Here is an 18,601-nt window from a genome sequence, read left to right as displayed (position 1 = left end):
TTTCATCACCGGATCTCCCATGCGCATACCCACAGCCTTGCGGCCCCTTCAACGGCCTTCGCGCACACTGCTGTTGCTGGCCACTGCGGCAGTGCTGGCCGCCTGTTCGCGCCCCGAGCCGCCGCCGGAGCCCGTGCGCTCCGTCAAGCTGCTCACCGTGGGCGTCGCACCGCTGCAGTCCAGCCTGGAATATGCGGGCGAGGTGCGCGCGCGGGTGGAGTCGCGCCTGGGCTTTCGGGTGGCGGGCAAGATCGTCAAGCGCCAGGCCGAGCTGGGCCAGCCGGTGAAGGCGGGACAGGTGCTGGCGCAGCTCGACCCCCGCGACTACCAGCTGGCGGCCGACGCGGCGCGTGCGCAGCTGGCATCGGCCACCACGCAGCGCGACCTGGCGGCTGCGGACCTCAAGCGCTATCAGGTGCTGAAGGACCAGAATTTCATCAGCGGGGCCGAGCTGGAGCGCCGCGAAGCCTCGCTCAAGGCCGCGCAGGCCACGCTGGACCAGGCCCGCGCGCAGCTGTCGTCGCAGGGCAACCAGGCGGCCTACACCACGCTGGTGGCGGACGCGGCCGGCGTGGTGACGGGCATCGACGCCGAGCCGGGTCAGGTGGTGGCCGCCGGCTCGCCGGTGGTGCGCATCGCCCAGGACGGCCCGCGCGACGTGGTCTTTGCGGTGCCGGAAGACAAGCTGGCGCAGCTTGAGGTGGGATCGGAAGTGGCGGTGCGCGGCTGGTCGGGCGGGGCGCCGATGACCGGCACCGTGCGCGAAGTGGCGGCCAGCGCCGACGCGGCCACCCGGACCTTCCAGGTCAAGGTGGCCATCGACGGCGAACAGCTGCCGCCGCTGGGCGCCACCGTGTATGCCACCCCCAAGGCGCTGAGCCACGCAGGCATCCCGGCCATCAAGCTGCCCACGACTGCGCTGCGCCGGGAAGGGCAGGCCACGGCGGTGTGGGTGTTCGACCCCGCCACCAGCACCGTGAAGTCCCAGACCGTGCAGATCGCCACGGCCGATGGCAATGAAGCGGTGGTGGCGTCGGGCCTGGCGCCCGGCATGCAGGTGGTGGCCACGGGCGTGCATGTGCTGTCGCCGGGGCAGAAGGTGTTGGTCTATCAGCCAAAAACGGCTGCAGCGCCTGCCAGTCAAGCGCAGAAAGCTCCTGAATCAGTAGCATCTTCGGCCTCGGCGGCCAACTGAGGGGCGCCCCATGACACAACAACAACCCAAAGAGGGGTTCAACCTCTCCAAATGGGCGCTCGACCACCCGGCGCTGACGCGCTATCTGATGGTGGTGCTGATGCTGCTGGGCTTTGCGGCGTATTTCCAGCTGGGCCAGGACGAGGACCCGCCCTTCACCTTCCGCGCGATGGTGGTGCGCACCTATTGGCCAGGCGCCACGGCGCAACAGGTGGCCGAGCAGGTCACCGACAAGCTCGAGCGCACGCTGCAGGAGGTGCCCTATGCCGACAAGATCCGCAGCTATTCGAAGCCCGGCGAGTCGCAGATCATTTTCCAGATCAAGGATTCGTCCAAGCCTGGCGACGTGGCCAACGTCTGGTACACGGTTCGCAAGAAGGTGGGCGACATGCGCTACACCCTGCCGCAGGGCATCCAGGGGCCGTTTTTCAACGACGACTTCGGTGATGTGTATGGCGTGATCTATGCGCTGGAATCGGAAGGCTTCAGCTATGCCGAGCTGAAGCAGTTTGCCGACGACGTGCGCCAGCAGCTGCTGCGTGTGCCGGACGTGGCCAAGGTCGAGTTGTTTGGCGTGCAGGACGAGAAGGTCTTCATCGAGATCTCGCAAAAGCGCCTGGCCCAGCTGGGCCTGGACATGAACCAGGTGCTGGCCCAACTGGGCCAGCAGAACGCGGTGGAAAGTGCCGGTGCCATCCAGACGCCGCGGGACCAGGTGCAGGTGCGCGTGCAGGGCCAGTTCAACGCGGTGCAAGACCTGGCGGCCATGCCCATACGCGGGCCTTCGGGCGCGCAGCTGCGCCTGTCGGACATCGCCGAAGTAAAGCGCGGCTATGTGGACCCGGCCACGGTGAAAGTGCGCCACCAGGGGCGCGAGGTGATCGCGCTGGGTGTCTCCATGGCCAAGGGCGGGGACATCATCCGCCTGGGCAAGGCGCTGCACGAAGCCACCGACCGCATCGACAGAACGCTGCCCGCAGGCGTGAAGCTGGTGAATGTGCAGGACCAGCCCCAGGCCGTGTCCACTTCGGTGAACGAGTTTGTCAAGGTATTGATCGAGGCCGTGGTCATCGTGCTGGCGGTGAGCTTCATCAGCCTGGGCTTTCACCGGCGGCCCGGCAACCACCCGCTGTGGAAGCGCTGGTACATCGACCCGCGCCCTGGGCTGGTGGTGGGCATCACCATTCCGCTGGTGCTGGCCGTCACCTTTCTGGCCATGTGGTACTGGGGCATCGGCCTGCACAAGATCTCGCTGGGCTCGCTGATCATTGCGCTCGGCCTGCTGGTGGACGACGCCATCATTGCCGTGGAGATGATGGTGCTCAAGCTCGAAGAGGGCTATGACAAGGTGCGTGCCGCAACCTTTGCCTACGAGATCACGGCCATGCCCATGCTCACGGGCACGCTGATCACCGCGGCGGGTTTTCTACCGATCGGCCTGGCGAAATCGACCACGGGCGAATACACCTTTGCAATCTTTGCCGTGACGGTGATTGCACTGGTGCTGAGCTGGATCGTGTCGGTGTACTTCGTGCCCTACCTCGGGACGCTGCTGCTCAAGCGGCCCGCGCACGTGATGCATGCGCAGGAGCACCACGGCGTGGGCGAGGGCGCGCATGAGGTGTTCGACAGCCCGTTCTACCGCACCTTCCGCCGGCTGGTGAACTGGTGCGTGGCGCACCGCTGGCTCACCATCGGCGCCACCATCCTCACTTTCGTGCTGGGCATCGTGGGCATGGGGCAGGTGCAGCAGCAGTTCTTCCCCGATTCGAGCCGACCCGAGATTCTGGTGGACATCTGGTTCCCTGAGGGCACGTCGTTTGCGGGCAACGAAGAAGTCACCAAGCGGGTGGAACAGCGCCTCATGGCCGAGCCCGGCGTGACGGCCGTGAGCACCTGGGTGGGCTCGGGCGTGCCGCGTTTCTACCTGCCGCTCGATCAGGTGTTCCCGCAAAGCAACGTGTCGCAGTTCATCGTGTTGCCGCAAGACCTGAAGCTGCGTGAATCGCTGCGCGTAAAGCTGCCGGCGCTGCTGGCCGAAGAGTTCCCCGAGGTGCGCGGCCGCGTCAAGCTGTTGCCCAATGGGCCGCCCGTGCCGTACCCGGTGCAGTTCCGCGTGGTGGGCCCCGACCCGCAGGTGCTGCGCGAGCGTGCCGATGAGGTGAAGGCCCAGCTGCGCCAGAACCCCGACATGCGCGGCGTGAATGACAACTGGAACGAATCCGTCAAAGTGCTGCGCCTGGAGGTAGACCAGGCCAAGGCGCGCGCGCTGGGCGTGACCAGCCAGTCGATCGCGCAGGCGTCCCGGACCATCCTCTCGGGCATGCAGGTAGGCCAGTTCCGCGACGGCGACAAGCTCATCGACATCGTGCTGCGCCAGCCGCTGGACGAGCGCAACGCCATCACCGACATCGCCAATGCCTACCTGCCCACGGCTTCGGGCAAGTCGATCCCGCTCACGCAGATCGCGAAACCCGTATTCACCTGGGAGCCGGGCGTGATGTGGCGCGAGAACCGCGACTACGCGATCACGGTGCAGGGCGACGTGACCGAAGGCCTGCAGGGCGCCACCGTGACGGCGGCGCTGTTGCCGGGGCTCAGGGAGATCGAGGCGAAATGGCGCGCGGCAGGGCAGGGCGCCTACCGCATCGAGGTGGCGGGCGCGGTGGAGGAGAGCTCCAAGGGCTCGGCTTCGATCGCGGCGGGCCTGCCGGTGATGCTGTTCATCACGTTCACGCTGCTCATGCTGCAGCTGCACAGCTTCAGCCGCGCGATGCTTGTCTTCCTGACCGGTCCGCTGGGCCTGGCAGGGGTGGCGGCGGCGCTGCTGGTGCTGAACCGGCCCTTCGGGTTCGTGGCGCTGCTGGGCGTGATTGCGCTGATGGGCATGATCCAGCGCAACTCCGTGATCCTGATCGACCAGATCGAACAGGACCGCGCACGCGGCGTGCCCGCGTGGGACGCTATCGTCGAATCGGCTGTGCGCCGCTTGCGCCCCATCGTGCTCACGGCGGCGGCGGCAGTGCTGGCCATGATCCCGCTGTCGCGCAGCGTGTTCTGGGGCCCGATGGCCGTGGCCATCATGGGCGGCCTGATTGTGGCGACCGTGCTGACGCTGCTGGCGCTGCCCGCGATGTACGCGGCCTGGTTCCGCGTGAAGCGGTCCACGCCGGGCAACCTGCAAGGGGTTTGATTCCCACCCTCTCCGCATCAGGGTAAAATAGAAGGTTGACCGATTTCATGCAGGCGGCAGCTGAAGGGTTGCCGCCTGTTTGTTTGTAGAACCGCGCGGGTGGCGAAATTGGTAGACGCACCAGGTTTAGGTCCTGACGCCAGCAATGGTGTGGGGGTTCGAGTCCCCCCCCGCGCACCACCCAGTGAGACTTTGCGGAACACGGCGCTGCTGCGCTGCAGCCAGCACGATCCACATCCATAAGAGGAATAGCCATGGCCGTTACTGTTGAAACCCTTGAAAAGCTCGAGCGCAAGATCACGCTGAGCCTGCCTGTCACCCTGATCCAGTCCGAAGTGGACACGCGCCTCAAGCGCCTGGCCCGCACCGTGAAGATGGACGGCTTCCGTCCCGGCAAGGTGCCCATGAACGTGGTCGCCCAGCGCTATGGCTATTCGGTGCAGTACGAAGTGCTGAACGACAAGGTGGGCGAAGCCTTCGCCACGGCGGCCAACGAAGCCAACCTGCGTGTGGCCGGCCAGCCCCGCATCACCGAGAAGGAAGGCGCCCCTGAAGGCCAGGTCACCTTCGACGCCGTCTTCGAAGTGTTCCCCGAAGTCAAGATCGGCGACCTCGCCGGTGCAGAAATCGAGAAGCTGTCGGCCGAAGTGACCGACTCCGCCATCGACAAGACCGTGGACATCCTGCGCAAGCAGCGCCGCAGCTTCGCCCAGCGCGCCCAGGGCGCTGCCGCCGAAGACGGCGATCGTGTGACCGTGGACTTCGAAGGCAAGATCGACGGCGAGCCGTTTGACGGCGGCAAGGCCGAAGACTTCCAGTTCCTGGTCGGCGAAGGCCAGATGCTCAAGGAATTCGAAGACGCCGTGCGCGGCATGAAGTCGGGCGAAAGCAAGACCTTCCCGCTGGCGTTCCCTGCGGAATACCACGGCAAGGAAGTGGCCGGCAAGACCGCCGACTTCCTGGTGACGGTCAAGAAGATCGAAGCGGCCCACCTGCCCGAAGTGAGCGACGCCCTGGCCAAGTCGCTGGGCATCGCCGACGGTTCCGTGGAAGGCCTGCGCGCCGACATCAAGAAGAACCTGGAGCGTGAAGTCAAGTTCCGCCTGCTGTCGCGCAACAAGGCCGCCGTGATGGACGCGCTGGTGGCCAAGGCCGAACTGGACCTGCCCAATGCCAGCGTGCAGGCCGAGATCGCCCGCCTGATGGAAGGCGCCCGCGCCGAGCTGAAGCAGCGCGGCATCAAGGATGCCGACAAGGCCGAGATTCCTGAAGACGTGTTCCGCCCGCAGGCCGAGCGCCGCGTGCGCCTGGGCCTGGTGGTGGCCGAGCTGGTGCGTGCCAACGAACTGCAGGCCAAGCCCGAGCAGCTCAAGGCCCACATCGATGACCTGGCCGCCAGCTACGAAAAACCTGAAGACGTCGTGCGCTGGTATTTCGGCGACCGCCAGCGTCTGGCCGAAGTCGAGGCCGTGGTGATTGAAAACAACGTGACCGACTTCGTGCTGAGCAAGGCCAAGGTCGTCGAGAAGGCCGTTTCTTTCGACGAACTGATGGCGCAGCAGCAACAAGGCTGATGAGCCTCTGCCGGTTGCAGCGCTGCAAATGGCGCTGTTTCTGGCAGATGCGATGCTGACGAGGGGCTTGTGCTTTGATGCGCAAGCCCCAATTCATTTCTGGGTACAGTACCTGCTTGTCTGGAGGAATACATGAGTGCATTGGAAACACAAGGCCTGGGCATGGTCCCCATGGTCATCGAGCAGTCCGGCCGCGGCGAGCGGTCGTATGACATCTATTCGCGCCTGCTCAAGGAGCGGGTGATCTTTCTGGTCGGCCCGGTCAACGACCAGACGGCCAACCTGGTGGTGGCGCAGCTGCTGTTCCTGGAGAGCGAAAACCCCGAGAAGGACATTTCGTTCTATATCAATTCCCCCGGTGGATCGGTCAGCGCCGGCATGGCCATTTTCGACACCATGAACTTCATCAAGCCAGACGTTTCGACCCTGTGCACCGGCATGGCCGCCAGCATGGGTGCGTTTTTGCTGGCTGCAGGGGCCAAGGGCAAGCGGTTTGCGCTGCCCAACTCCAAGGTCATGATTCACCAGCCCCTGGGCGGCATGCAGGGTCAGGCGACCGAGATCGAGATCCACGCGCGCGAGATCCTCAAGACCCGCGAGCAACTCAACAAGATCCTCGCCGAGCGCACGGGCCAGCCGCTGGAGAAAATCCAGCGCGACACCGAGCGCGACTACTTCCTGTCGGCCGACGAAAGCAAGGAATACGGCCTGGTGGACCAGGTGATCAGCAAGCGTTCCTGAGCACTCCCGGGGTCGCGCGGCGGCGTTTTCCCTGAGGGAAGACGCCGTTTTTTATTTGGTTATCATCCCGACAACTTTCCGTACGTAACAAGGCATTGCCCCCATGGCCGAGAAAAAAGGCTCTTCCAGCGAAAAAACCCTTTACTGCTCTTTCTGCGGCAAAAGCCAGCACGAAGTGAAGAAGCTGATCGCTGGCCCGTCGGTCTTTATCTGCGACGAGTGCATTGACCTGTGCAACGAAATCATCCGCGACGAACTGCCTGCCAGTGACACGTCGCGGGAGGGCAAGCGCGACCTTCCCACGCCGGCCGAGATCAAGGCCAACCTCGACAACTACGTCATCGGCCAGGATGTGGCCAAGCGCACGCTGGCAGTGGCCGTCTACAACCACTACAAGCGCCTGCGCCACAAGGACAAGGCGCCGAAGGACGATGTGGAGCTGTCGAAGAGCAACATCTTGCTGATCGGCCCCACGGGATCGGGCAAGACCTTGTTGGCCCAGACCCTGGCGCGCATGCTGGACGTGCCTTTTGTGATGGCCGACGCCACCACGCTGACCGAGGCTGGCTATGTGGGCGAGGACGTGGAAAACATCGTGCAGAAGCTGCTGCAAAGCTGCAACTACGAGGTCGAGCGCGCTCAACGCGGGATTGTGTATATCGACGAGATCGACAAGATCTCTCGCAAGTCCGACAACCCGTCGATCACGCGCGATGTGTCCGGCGAAGGCGTGCAGCAGGCGCTGCTCAAGCTCATTGAAGGCACGATGGCCAGCGTGCCTCCCCAGGGCGGGCGCAAGCATCCGAATCAGGACTTCCTGCAGATCGACACGACCAATATCCTGTTCATCTGCGGCGGAGCGTTTGCGGGCCTGGAGAAGGTGATCGAGAACCGCACCGAGGCTTCTGGCATCGGCTTTGGTGCGTCGGTCAAGAGTAAGAAGCAGCGCTCGCTGACCGAGGTGTTCACCGAGATCGAACCCGAAGACCTGATCAAGTTCGGCATCATCCCCGAGCTGGTGGGGCGCATGCCCGTGGTGACAGCGCTGGCAGAGCTGAGCGAAGACGCGCTGGTGCAGATCCTCACCGAGCCCAAGAATGCGCTTGTCAAGCAGTACAGCAAGCTCTTGTCGATGGAAGGTGTGGACCTGGAGATTCGCCCTGCGGCGCTGAAGGCCATCGCCCGCAAGGCCCTGGCCCGCAAGACGGGAGCCCGCGGGCTGCGTTCCATTCTGGAGCAGTCGCTGATTGGCACCATGTTCGATCTCCCCAACACCAGCAACGTCGAGAAGGTGGTGGTGGACGAATCCACCATCGAAGAAAACAAGGCGCCATTGCTCGTCTATCGAGAAGCCGCCAAGAAGGCTTGAGAAGTTGTGAAAAAACCCGCCATGCCCGCTCGTCCCGCAAAAATCGCACCCGCTCGGCGTTGCGCCTGCGGCGAGCTCGGCCACAGTGGGTTCATTCGCACCTTCTGAATGACCGGAGTGGGCGCCCTGTTGTCGCCCCCTGAACCATCAACCCTGGCGCCAGTACGGCTGCGTGCGAGGGTTGAAAATCCCCACAAGTGGACTCATGTCCACAGAGCACTTTGAGGATTTCCATGTCCGGACATACCCCCCTGCCAGCCACCCCCATCGATCTGCCCCTGCTGCCCTTGCGCGATGTGGTGGTCTTCCCCCACATGGTGATCCCGCTTTTTGTCGGCCGCCCCAAGAGCATCAAGGCGCTCGAGATGGCCATGGAGGCCGATCGCCGCATCATGCTGGTGGCCCAGAAGGCGGCAGCCAAGGATGAGCCCTCGGTCTCTGACATGTTTGATGTGGGCTGCGTGTCCACCATCCTGCAGATGCTCAAGCTGCCTGATGGTACCGTGAAGGTGCTCGTAGAAGGGCAGCAGCGCGCTGTCGTCACGTCCATCGAGGATGCCGAAACCCATTTCACCGCCACGGTGACGCCGGTCGAAGTGAATGCAGAGGCCAACAAGCCCAGCGAGATCGAAGCGCTTCGCCGTGCGGTGATGCAGCAGTTCGACCAGTACGTCAAGCTCAACAAGAAAATTCCGCCTGAGATCCTGACGTCCATTTCCAGCATTGACGACCCGGGCCGCCTGGCGGACACGATTGCCGCACACCTGCCCCTCAAGCTCGAGAACAAGCAGGTGGTGCTGGATCTCTCGGACGTGAAGGCGCGCCTGGAAAACCTGTTTGAACAGCTCGATCGTGAAGTCGACATTCTCAACGTCGACAAGAAGATCCGTGGCCGAGTGAAGCGCCAGATGGAGAAGAACCAGCGCGACTTCTACCTGAACGAGCAGGTCAAGGCCATCCAGAAGGAGCTCGGCGAGGGCGACGAGGGTGCGGACATCGAGGAGATCGAGAAGAAGATCAAGCTCGCGAAGATGCCCGCCGAAGCGCGCAAGAAGGCCGATGCCGAGCTCAAGAAGCTCAAGCTCATGTCGCCCATGTCGGCCGAGGCGACGGTCGTGCGCAACTACATCGACGTGCTCACCGGCCTGCCCTGGAGCAAGAAAACCAAGATCAAGCACGACCTCATCAATGCCGAGGGCGTGCTCAACGAGGATCACTACGGCCTCGACAAGGTCAAGGACCGCATTCTTGAATATCTTGCTGTGCAGCAGCGCGTGGACAAGGTCAAGGCGCCCATCTTGTGCCTGGTCGGGCCGCCAGGCGTGGGCAAGACCTCGCTCGGGCAATCGATTGCCAAGGCGACGGGCCGCAAGTACGTGCGCATGGCACTGGGCGGCATGCGCGACGAGGCCGAGATCCGCGGGCACCGTCGCACCTACATCGGCGCGCTACCGGGCAAGGTGCTGCAGAGCCTGTCGAAGGTGGGCACGCGCAATCCCTTGTTCCTGCTCGACGAAATTGACAAGCTGGGCACAGATTTCCGTGGCGACCCGTCCAGTGCGTTGCTGGAGGTGCTGGACCCCGAGCAAAACCACACCTTTGGCGACCACTATGTGGAAGTCGACTTTGATCTGTCCGACGTGATGTTCGTCGCCACGTCGAATTCGATGAGCATTCCACCAGCGTTGCTGGATCGCATGGAGGTCATTCGGCTGTCTGGCTACACCGAGGACGAGAAGACCAACATCGCCATGAAGTACCTGCTGCCCAAGCAGCTCAAGAACAACGGCGTGAAGGAAGAGGAACTGCTCATCACCGAAGCCGCCGTTCGTGACATGGTGCGTTACTACACGCGCGAAGCGGGGGTGCGCTCGCTGGAGCGAGAACTCTCCAAGATCTGCCGCAAGGTGGTCAAGGGCCTGCAGCTCAAGAAGCTCACACCCCAGGTGGTTGTGACTGCGGACAACCTGCCGGATTTCCTGGGTGTGCGCAAGTACACCTATGGACGGGCTGAAGCACAAAACCAGGTGGGGCAGGTGGTGGGGCTCGCGTGGACCGAAGTGGGGGGCGACCTGCTGACCATCGAAGCCGCTGCGATGCCTGGCAAGGGCGTGATCACGCGCACGGGCTCGCTGGGCGACGTGATGAAGGAGTCGGTGGAGGCTGCTCGCACGGTCGTGCGCAGCCGCTCGCGCATTCTGGGCATCAAAGACGAAGCGTTCGAGAAGCGCGACATCCACATTCACGTGCCCGATGGTGCGACCCCCAAAGATGGCCCCAGTGCAGGTGCCGCCATGACCACCGCATTTGTGTCGGCGCTCACCGGCATCCCTGTGCGCAGCGATGTGGCCATGACAGGCGAGATCACCCTGCGCGGAGAAGTCACCGCGATCGGCGGCCTGAAGGAAAAGCTGTTGGCCGCGCTGCGCGGGGGCATCAAGACGGTGTTGATCCCTGAGGAAAACGTCAAGGATCTTCAGGAGATCCCCGACAACGTGAAAAGCGGCCTGGAGATCGTGCCCGTTCGCTGGATCGACAAGGTGCTGGAAGTGGCGCTCGAAAGCAAACCTGTGGCTTTGACGGACGAGGAAGTGGCTGTGGTCGCAACTCCCGCGCCCGACAAGTCGCCTGTGTCTGCCGTGGCCGGCGATGGACTCAAACATTGATGCAAAAATTTCTGGGGAGCCCCAAAAAATGCGCTACAATTCATTCCATCGCAGCAAACGTTGTACAATGTGAGGCTCCGGTAAAATGCGGGAATAGCTCAGTTGGTAGAGCGCAACCTTGCCAAGGTTGAGGTCGAGAGTTCGAGACTCTTTTCCCGCTCCAATTTCCAAAAAAAGGGAAGCAGATGCTTCCCTTTTTTGTCAGAGGAATGTGAATTCCTGGCGCGGTAGCAAAGCGGTTATGCCCCGGATTGCAAATCCGGTTAGTCCGGTTCGACTCCGGACCGCGCCTCCAGATACCCCAGCGGTTGCCTTGCTGTGCGAATGAGAACAGGCGATGCGCGGGAGGTTGATGGGATGTGGGTTGGATGGGCTTTGGCGGACGATTTTTTGAATTTTGTCCGGAAGAGCTCAAAACAGCGATATAATTTGAGGCTTGCTGATTCGCGTGACGGTAACGGATCGTGAGGCAGGCAAATGCGGGAATAGCTCAGTTGGTAGAGCGCAACCTTGCCAAGGTTGAGGTCGAGAGTTCGAGACTCTTTTCCCGCTCCAAATTTCCAAAGGGAAGCTCAGGCTTCCCTTTTTTCTTGGTGGCGCAGGGATGTGCAGGGCCTGTGACCACAGATGCGACAGGGCATTGCGTGCATGCGCGGCCCGGGTTACGCTGCGGCGCAGGTGTGCGCTGGGCATCCGGCGCCCCGATGGTGAAATTGGTAGACACTGCGGACTTAAAATCCGCCGCTTTCCTGAAAAGGGGCGTGCCGGTTCGACCCCGGCTCGGGGCACCACGAAGAGCCTGTTCGAAAAATGGCTCCAGGATTCAAACATGTCAAGTTACAACCCTCCCTTCGAAATCCACGTCCACGGCCAGGTGCCCATGCGCGCCGATGTCAGCTTCGAGCAGCTGCAGGACGCGCTGAAGCCTCTGTGGAAGTACGCCGGTGCGCGGTCGCTCGTGGAGGGGGCAAGCAGCGCCTACGAAGAAGAGCCAGGCATCACCTTTGATTCCAAGGAGCATCTGCTGCAGGTGTGCTGGACGGTTCGGGGCGACGAGGATTTCCGCCAGGCGCTCGATGAGATGTGCATGAACCTCAATGAGCTGTCTGAACAAGGCGCCGCCCTTGAAGTCACCTTCTACGACACGGATTTTGACGAGGACGAAGAAGAGCAGGGCGCGGAGTCGCGCGACGACTTCGTGATGCTGTTCGTGGGCCCTACGCCCGCCGCAATCATGCAGGTGCAGCGGGATCTGCTCGTGCAGGATGTGGTGAACATGATGGAGCGCCATTTTGACGGCGCCGAACTCGGTGGCGTGGTGGCCGAGATCGACAAGTTGTTCAGCCAGCGGTTTGATGCCCTGGTCAATTCGCTCGAAATTGGCAAGCCGCCCCGCGGCCCCGGTGGACCGGGTGCCGGGCACGGCGGTGGTGGCCGCCGCCCGCGCCACCTGCACTGATTTCGCGCCCCGCGTCGCTGTACGGCCGAGCCCATCGGCCAAAGCTCGGGGCCCGGCATCCCTTCGATCCCGAGCGATGGCCGTGGGGCTTAAGGGGATGTTTTCCAACGCGCTTCGGCCATGACGGTTTCTTCAGACCTTCCCTATCTGCGCTCTTACCCGCAGGCCTTGCAGGAACAGGCGCGTGAGCTGCTGGCGCAAGGGCGGCTGGGCGACATGTTGCAGCGCAGGTATCCCGTGGCGCACGCGGTGCGCAGTGACAGGGCGCTGTATGACTTTGCGCAGGAGCTGAAAACCCGCTACCTGCGCAACGCCGGCACGGTGAACAAGGTGCTGTTCGACAACAAGATCCACGTGGTGCGGCACGCCTTGGGGCTGCACACGGCTGTGTCGCGGGTGCAGGGCAGCCGGCTGGCGGCCAAGCATGAAATCCGCATTGCGGCGATGTTCAAGCAGGCACCGGAAGAGTTTCTGCGCATGATCGTCGTTCATGAACTCGCCCATCTGCGCGAGAAGGACCACGACAAGGCTTTCTACCAGCTGTGCACCCACATGGAGCCGCAGTACCACCAGTATGAGTTTGACATGCGGCTGTATCTGACGCATGTGGAGCACACAGGGGCGCGGCTGTGGGCGGGTGAGATGCCATGAGTGCGCCCATGCATCAAGAGTTGCTATTAAAATTATAGCTACAGGCGCTTATCCATTAAGCGCTGAGGGCCATTTTTATTCGGATTATTGGACCTGCACCGACTGGCACCAGCCTGCGGGCAGTCCCAGCCATCGCTGTGCGGCCGCTGCGAGCATGTCGACCGGCCCGGTGGTGAGCAGTTGCACCGTGACCGGGGCGCCCGGCGCGTCGTTGGCAGACTGCGGAGGCTGGGGGCCTTCAACGGTGTTCAGCAGGCCTGCGGCTTTGAGAACCCGCTGCGTCTGCCGGGCCACGGCTTCGCCGGTTTCGATGAATTGCACTTCGGGGCCCACCAGCGCGCGCAGTTCGTGGGCAACGAAGATGTAATGCGTGCAGCCCAGCACCAGCGTGTCCATCTGGCCCGGGGCCGTGCCGAATGCACCCATGGCGGTGATGTAGCGTTTGCAGAGCGCTGCCGTTTCGGTAGCGTCTGCAAGGTCCGGCGCGTTTGTGCTGCAACCCATTGGTTCGGGAGTGCCTGCGGCCGAAGGCACGGGCAGCGCCACGCTGCGTTCGATCGCGTGGGCCAGGCCATCGCAGGGCTGCACCACCATGCGGGCCTGGCCGTCCAGCGAGGCCATGAGCTTGCCGAACTTTGCGCTGGTCAAGGTGCCGCGCGTGCCGATCACGCCGATGTGGCCCGTTTTTGTGGCGGCCAGGGCTGGTTTGATGGCCGGCTCCAGGCCCACCAGGGGCAGCGTGGGGTGGCTGCTGCGCACTTCGTGGATGGCGGCTGCCGTGGCCGTGTTGCAGGCCACCACCATCGCCTTGACGTCGTGCTGCTCTCGCAGGTAGTGCGTGATCGCATGCGTGCGCGCAGCCACATAGCTGTCACCCCGTTCGCCGTAGGGCGCGTGCGCACTGTCGGCCAGGTACACAAAACGTTCGTTCGGCATGGCGGCCAGTAGCGCACGCAGCACGCTCAGACCACCGACGCCACTGTCAAAAACACCGATGGGGGAAGAGGCCTGCGGCATCGAGAGAAACCAAGCTCTGGCAGTTGGACGAAACCGTGGATTGTAGGGAAGACCACCTTGCCCTGCTGGGGTGGGCGGCACAAGAAAAAACCGCCCGAAGGCGGTCTGTGAGGGAGGCTGGCAGTGGTCAGGCAGTGTTTCTGGCAGGCGACGGGCTGGGGTCCGCAGGCCGTCGCGCCCACGCCGCTGCGCGGCGCAGGAGACCCGCTCAGGCGGCTGCGACGCCGATGCCCTTGAACTCGCCCGAGGCGATGCGCTTTTGCCATTCGGCCGGGCCCGTGATGTGGGCGCTGGTGCCGCCGGCGTCCACGGCCACGGTCACGGGCATGTCCACCACGTCGAATTCGTAGATGGCTTCCATGCCCAGGTCTTCGAAGCCCACGACCTTCGCGGTCTTGATGGCCTTGGAGACCAGATAGGCCGCGCCGCCCACGGCCATGAGGTAGGCACTCTGGTGCTTCTTGATGGCCTCGATGGCGACCGGGCCGCGCTCGGCCTTGCCCACCATGGCGATCAGGCCGGTCTGGGCCAGCATCATGTCGGTGAAGCCGTCCATGCGCGTGGCGGTGGTGGGGCCTGCAGGGCCCACGGCCTCGCCCTTGACGGGGTCCACAGGGCCCACGTAGTAGATGACGCGGTTGGTGAAGTCCACGGGCAGCTTTTCCCCCTTGGCCAGCATGTCCTGGATGCGCTTGTGCGCGGCGTCTCGGCCGGTCAGCATCTTGCCGTTGAGCAGCAGGGTGTCGCCGGGCTTCCAGCTGGCCACTTCTTCCTTGGTCAGGGTGTCGAGGTTGACCTTCTTGCTCTTGTTGTAGTCGGGCGCCCAGTCCACGTTGGGCCACAGGTCCAGGCTGGGGGGCGTGAGGTACACGGGGCCTGAGCCGTCCATCACGAAGTGCGCGTGGCGTGTGGCGGCGCAGTTGGGGATCATCGCAATCGGCTTGCTGGCCGCGTGCGTGGGGTACATCTTGATCTTGACGTCCAGCACCGTGGTCAGGCCGCCCAGGCCCTGCGCGCCAATGCCCAGGGCGTTGACCTTGTCAAACAGCTCCAGGCGCAGCTTTTCGACATTGTCGAGTTCAGCCCCGCTGGCTTGCTTGGCCTGCAGCTCGTACATGTCCAGGTCGTCCATCAGGCTTTCCTTGGCCATGAGCACGGCCTTCTCCGCCGTGCCGCCAATGCCGATGCCCAGCATGCCGGGCGGGCACCAACCGGCGCCCATGGTGGGCACGGTCTTGAGCACCCAGTCCACCACGTTGTCGCCGGGGTTCAGCATGTACATCTTGGACTTGTTTTCCGAGCCGCCGCCCTTGGCAGCCACCGTCACGTCCACCGTGTTGCCGGGCACGATCTCGGTGAAGATCACAGCGGGCGTGTTGTCCTTGGTGTTCTTGCGGGCGAACTGCGGGTCGGCCACGACGGAGGCGCGCAGCGTGTTGTCGGGGTGGTTGTAGCCCCGGCGCACGCCTTCGTTGATGGCGTCATCGAGGCTCCCTGCGAATCCTTCCCAGCGCACATCCATGCCCACTTTCAGGAATACGTTGACGATGCCGGTGTCCTGGCAGATGGGGCGCTGGCCGGTGGCGCTCATCTTGCTGTTGGTCAGGATCTGCGCAATGGCGTCCTTGGCCGCCGGGCTCTTCTCGCGTTCGTAGGCGCGCGCCAGATGGGCGATGTAGTCGGTGGGGTGGTAGTAGCTGATGTACTGCAGCGCGGCAGCAATGGACTCGACGAGGTCGTCGTATTGGATCGTGGTGGTCATCGTGGTGGTGTCGTGAGGCGGGAGGGCAGGTGCATGCGCAAGCACGCAACCCGCAATTATCCCACCCGTCCCCTGACACGGCGCTGGCGCGCCCCAGGCGCCATGCTCTATGCGCGCTCAACGGGATGGCCGACGGGTTTCGCCGTTCAGCCGGGGTCCGGTATCACGCCACTTTTCCATCGTCCCCGGTGTCGCCCTCGTCCGCATCGGCGCTGCCAGGGGTCTCGTCCGCCGGGTCATCGCCGGGATAGTCGTCTGCGCCTGCATGCACGCGCGGTGCGTCGCCTGGCTCGTCGCTGTCGCTGTCCATGGATTCGAGATGGTCGGGAAGGATGTCGCGCGATTCGACCCGTATTCCGGGCTCGACGCTGGCGCGTTCTCCTGTGCCGTGGCGGTCGGTGTCATTGTCGGGGTCGGTGCCATACAGGCCGGCGCTGTCGCTGCCCGAATCGGACGCGTCGCTGGGCCCCAGGCTGTCATTGCCCGTGGCGCTGTGAAGATGGGCAAGGGGGTCGGCATCGATGCCGAGAAGGCTGCTGTGGGCCATGGTGGTCTCCGTGGAGTCGGGCGTTGCCCGGTGGCATGAAGAGGGTCGAAGGCGCGGCGCATCGGGCCGCTGCATGCCCATGGTCACTCTGCCATCGCCGCACTGCTGTAAGAACATGCCGACGATTGGGTGCAAAACTTGCAACAGCGCCGTTACGCGCGCAGGCGCTGCCCCAGCGCCGCATCCTCGGGGCGCCACACCGACATGGGGCCGACTGTCAGAGCGAGCCGATCACGGACGGCGTGAAATCCACGGCGCCGTCGGGTTTGTCGCCCTGCGACCATGCCAGCAGCGAATCGGCGGGCATGGGGCGGGCAAAGAAGAAGCCCTGCAGTTCGTCGCAGTCCATGGCCAGAAGAATGTCGCGCTGGCCCTCGGTTTCCACGCCTTCGGCCACCACCTTCAGGCCCAGCGCGTGGGCCAGGCTCACCACAGCGCTGACCACGGCGCGCGCGTCTTCGCTTTCCTCCAGGTCGTTCACAAAGCTGCGGTCGATCTTGAGCTGTTGCGCCGGCAACTGGCGCAGATAGTTCAGGCTCGAATACCCGGTGCCGAAGTCGTCGATGGACAGAAAAACTCCGATGCGCGCCAGTCCGTCGAAGGTGCGCTGCGTGGCCCGGATGTCTTCCATGGCGACGGACTCGGTGATCTCGCACAGCAGCTGCGAGGCGTCCAGGCCGTGAAACCGCAACGCCTGTTCAATGCGGTCGGGCAGGCCGCTCTCGCGCAGCTGGTGCACCGACAAGTTGATGGCCACGCGCATGCGCATCCCGTTGCGGCCCCATTCAGCCGTCTGGCGGCAGGCCTCGTTGATCACCCAGTTGCCCAGCTTGTTGATCAGGCCGAAGCGTTCGGCCAGGCCGATGAACACCAGCGGGCTGACCATGCCATGGCGCGGGTGGTTCCAGCGCAGCAGGGCTTCCACGCCGCTGATCTGGCCGCGCGTGCTGTCAATCTTGGGCTGATAGTGCAGTTGCAGCTCGCCCCGCTCGATGGCTTGCCGCAGGTCGCTTTGCAGCTCCAGCTGTTCCGAGGCATCCGAGCCCATGTGCGGCTCGAACAAGGTGTAGCACCCGCCGCCCGCGCGCTTGGCGGCGTACATGGCGGCATCGGCGTTGGCCACCAGCTTGGTGCGGTCGCCATGGTCGGGGTGCACCACGATGCCGATAGAGCAGGTGATCTGGACCTGCTTGCCCGAGACCTCGAACGGGCGCGACAACGTGGCGAGCACGCGATTGGCGACCGACACGCAGGCCGCCACGTCCGTCACGTCTTCCAGCAGCACCAGAAACTCGTCTCCGCCCACGCGGGCCACGGTGTCGCATTCGCGCGCCTCGTGGCGCAGCCGATCCGCCGCGCCGCGCAGAATCGTGTCGCCCGCCGCGTGGCCGAACGAATCGTTGATGGGCTTGAATCCGTCGAGGTCTACGAACAGCACGGCCAGGCGGTCCACCACGCGCAAATGATTGGTGCGGTCCAGCCGCAGCAGGGCGTGGATCAGCCGATCTTCAAACAGCAAGCGGTTGGGCAGGCCCGTGAGGGCGTCGGCGAACGCGCGTTTTTGCAGTTCGTCGTTGGCGGCCTGCAGGCGCGCGTTGCTCTCCTTCAGCGACCGTGTCAGGTTCAGCGCCGTGCTCTGCAGCCGCGCATCCAGGATGGAGGTGAACAGCGTGCTGATCAACAGCATGCCCGTGGCGATCAGCACCAGGGCTGTCAGCCCCGGGCCGCCCAGCGCCCCTGCGCTGCGGCACACCGACCCTGCCGCAAAACTCGCGGCGGCCATGCCCGTGTAATGCATGCCGCAGATGGCAATGGCCATCACCAACGCGGCGGCCACCTGCCAGGCCACCCGGCGCGACGGGCGCACCCTGCGCAGCAGCTTGAACATCATCAGCGCAGCCGCCGACGCGGCCACGGCAACCAGCACCGAAAGCGCAACGATCCGCAGGTTCCACACGATGCCTGGCACCATGTCCATCGCTGCCATGCCGATGTAGTGCATGCCGCTGATGCCCGCGCCCATCGCTAGCGCGCCCAAGGTGAGGGGCAGGGCGCCGAAGTGCTCGCGGCTTGCCAGCCCCAGCGCCACTGCCGAAGCGGCCACGGCTGCCAGCCACGACAGCAGCGTGAGGCCCGCGCCAAAACCAATGTCGATGGGCAGCTGGAACGCCTGCATGCCCAGGAAGTGCATGGACCAGATCCCCGTGCCCATCACCAACGAGCCCGCCGCCCACCATGCCAGCCCCACCCGCCGGTGCGACGTGCGAACACGTCCGGCCAGATCCAGCGTGACATACGAGGCGAGCATCGCGATGGCAAACGAGGCCGCTACCACGTACAGGTTGTAGCTGAAGGGCATGAACGAACTCATGGAGGGCTGCCAGGGAAACAAGTGTGAGCGATGAGGTCGGCGAGCCGCAAGAGGCC

12 protein-coding genes and 5 tRNA genes are annotated in these 18,601 nt (G+C 64.0%); 13 read left to right on the top strand and 4 right to left on the bottom strand.

The window, feature by feature from the left end; all coding sequences use genetic code 11:
* Positions 1-19: 19 nt before the first annotated feature.
* The 13 genes from ACOQFS_RS20755 to ACOQFS_RS20695 all read left to right on the top strand — a co-directional run bounded on the left by ACOQFS_RS20755 (position 20) and on the right by ACOQFS_RS20695 (position 12,848).
* Complete coding sequence (locus tag ACOQFS_RS20755; protein ID WP_421564705.1) at positions 20-1,195, top strand: efflux RND transporter periplasmic adaptor subunit; 1,176 nt, start codon at positions 20-22, stop codon at positions 1,193-1,195.
* A 10-nt stretch (positions 1,196-1,205) separates the two neighbouring features.
* Positions 1,206-4,388, top strand: a complete 3,183-nt coding sequence (locus ACOQFS_RS20750; protein WP_421564704.1) for an efflux RND transporter permease subunit — start codon at positions 1,206-1,208, stop codon at positions 4,386-4,388.
* A 93-nt stretch (positions 4,389-4,481) separates the two neighbouring features.
* Positions 4,482-4,568: transfer RNA gene (locus ACOQFS_RS20745), tRNA-Leu, on the top strand.
* A 74-nt stretch (positions 4,569-4,642) separates the two neighbouring features.
* Positions 4,643-5,962: a trigger factor gene (tig, locus tag ACOQFS_RS20740; protein ID WP_421564703.1), complete on the top strand. Its 1,320-nt coding sequence runs from the start codon at positions 4,643-4,645 to the stop codon at positions 5,960-5,962.
* A gap of 132 nt (positions 5,963-6,094) precedes the next feature.
* The gene (gene clpP / locus ACOQFS_RS20735) at positions 6,095-6,703 is read left to right on the top strand and encodes an ATP-dependent Clp endopeptidase proteolytic subunit ClpP (RefSeq protein ID WP_409830793.1); all 609 of its coding nucleotides are present in this window, start codon (positions 6,095-6,097) and stop codon (positions 6,701-6,703) included.
* Between the two features lie 103 nt (positions 6,704-6,806).
* Positions 6,807-8,072, top strand: coding sequence for an ATP-dependent Clp protease ATP-binding subunit ClpX (clpX, locus tag ACOQFS_RS20730; protein ID WP_421564702.1), 1,266 nt, complete (start codon positions 6,807-6,809; stop codon positions 8,070-8,072).
* Positions 8,073-8,305: 233 nt separating this feature from the next.
* Positions 8,306-10,738: an endopeptidase La gene (lon, locus tag ACOQFS_RS20725; RefSeq protein WP_421564701.1), complete on the top strand. Its 2,433-nt coding sequence runs from the start codon at positions 8,306-8,308 to the stop codon at positions 10,736-10,738.
* 87 nt (positions 10,739-10,825) lie between these two features.
* Positions 10,826-10,901: transfer RNA gene (locus ACOQFS_RS20720), tRNA-Gly, on the top strand.
* Positions 10,902-10,959: 58 nt separating this feature from the next.
* A tRNA-Cys gene (locus ACOQFS_RS20715) sits at positions 10,960-11,033 on the top strand.
* 184 nt (positions 11,034-11,217) lie between these two features.
* Positions 11,218-11,293, top strand: a tRNA-Gly gene (locus ACOQFS_RS20710).
* Positions 11,294-11,436: 143 nt separating this feature from the next.
* Positions 11,437-11,529 (top strand) — tRNA-Leu (locus tag ACOQFS_RS20705).
* Positions 11,530-11,567: 38 nt separating this feature from the next.
* Positions 11,568-12,197, top strand: a complete 630-nt coding sequence (locus ACOQFS_RS20700) for a DUF6806 family protein (protein ID WP_421564700.1) — start codon at positions 11,568-11,570, stop codon at positions 12,195-12,197.
* Between the two features lie 120 nt (positions 12,198-12,317).
* Positions 12,318-12,848 carry a M48 family metallopeptidase gene (locus tag ACOQFS_RS20695; protein WP_421564699.1) on the top strand — a complete coding sequence of 177 codons (531 nt, stop codon included), beginning with the start codon at positions 12,318-12,320 and terminating at the stop codon, positions 12,846-12,848.
* A gap of 84 nt (positions 12,849-12,932) precedes the next feature.
* Here the strand turns inward: ACOQFS_RS20695 and ACOQFS_RS20690 are convergent, their stop codons facing one another.
* The 4 genes from ACOQFS_RS20690 to ACOQFS_RS20675 all read right to left on the bottom strand — a co-directional run bounded on the left by ACOQFS_RS20690 (position 12,933) and on the right by ACOQFS_RS20675 (position 18,545).
* Positions 12,933-13,865 (bottom strand): glutamate racemase, encoded by a 933-nt coding sequence (locus ACOQFS_RS20690; RefSeq protein WP_421564698.1) that lies wholly within the window; start codon positions 13,863-13,865, stop codon positions 12,933-12,935.
* A gap of 208 nt (positions 13,866-14,073) precedes the next feature.
* A complete protein-coding gene (locus ACOQFS_RS20685) occupies positions 14,074-15,627 on the bottom strand; it encodes a fumarate hydratase (protein WP_421564697.1) in 1,554 nt (517 codons plus the stop codon).
* A 163-nt stretch (positions 15,628-15,790) separates the two neighbouring features.
* Complete coding sequence (locus ACOQFS_RS20680; protein WP_421564696.1) at positions 15,791-16,174, bottom strand: hypothetical protein; 384 nt, start codon at positions 16,172-16,174, stop codon at positions 15,791-15,793.
* A gap of 217 nt (positions 16,175-16,391) precedes the next feature.
* Positions 16,392-18,545 carry a putative bifunctional diguanylate cyclase/phosphodiesterase gene (locus ACOQFS_RS20675; RefSeq protein WP_421564695.1) on the bottom strand — a complete coding sequence of 718 codons (2,154 nt, stop codon included), beginning with the start codon at positions 18,543-18,545 and terminating at the stop codon, positions 16,392-16,394.
* Positions 18,546-18,601: the final 56 nt, after the last annotated feature.

The organism is Paracidovorax sp. MALMAid1276 (assembly GCF_049198005.1).
GTDB lineage: Bacteria > Pseudomonadota > Gammaproteobacteria > Burkholderiales > Burkholderiaceae_C > Acidovorax.
This window is presented reverse-complemented; position numbering and strand designations above follow the sequence as displayed.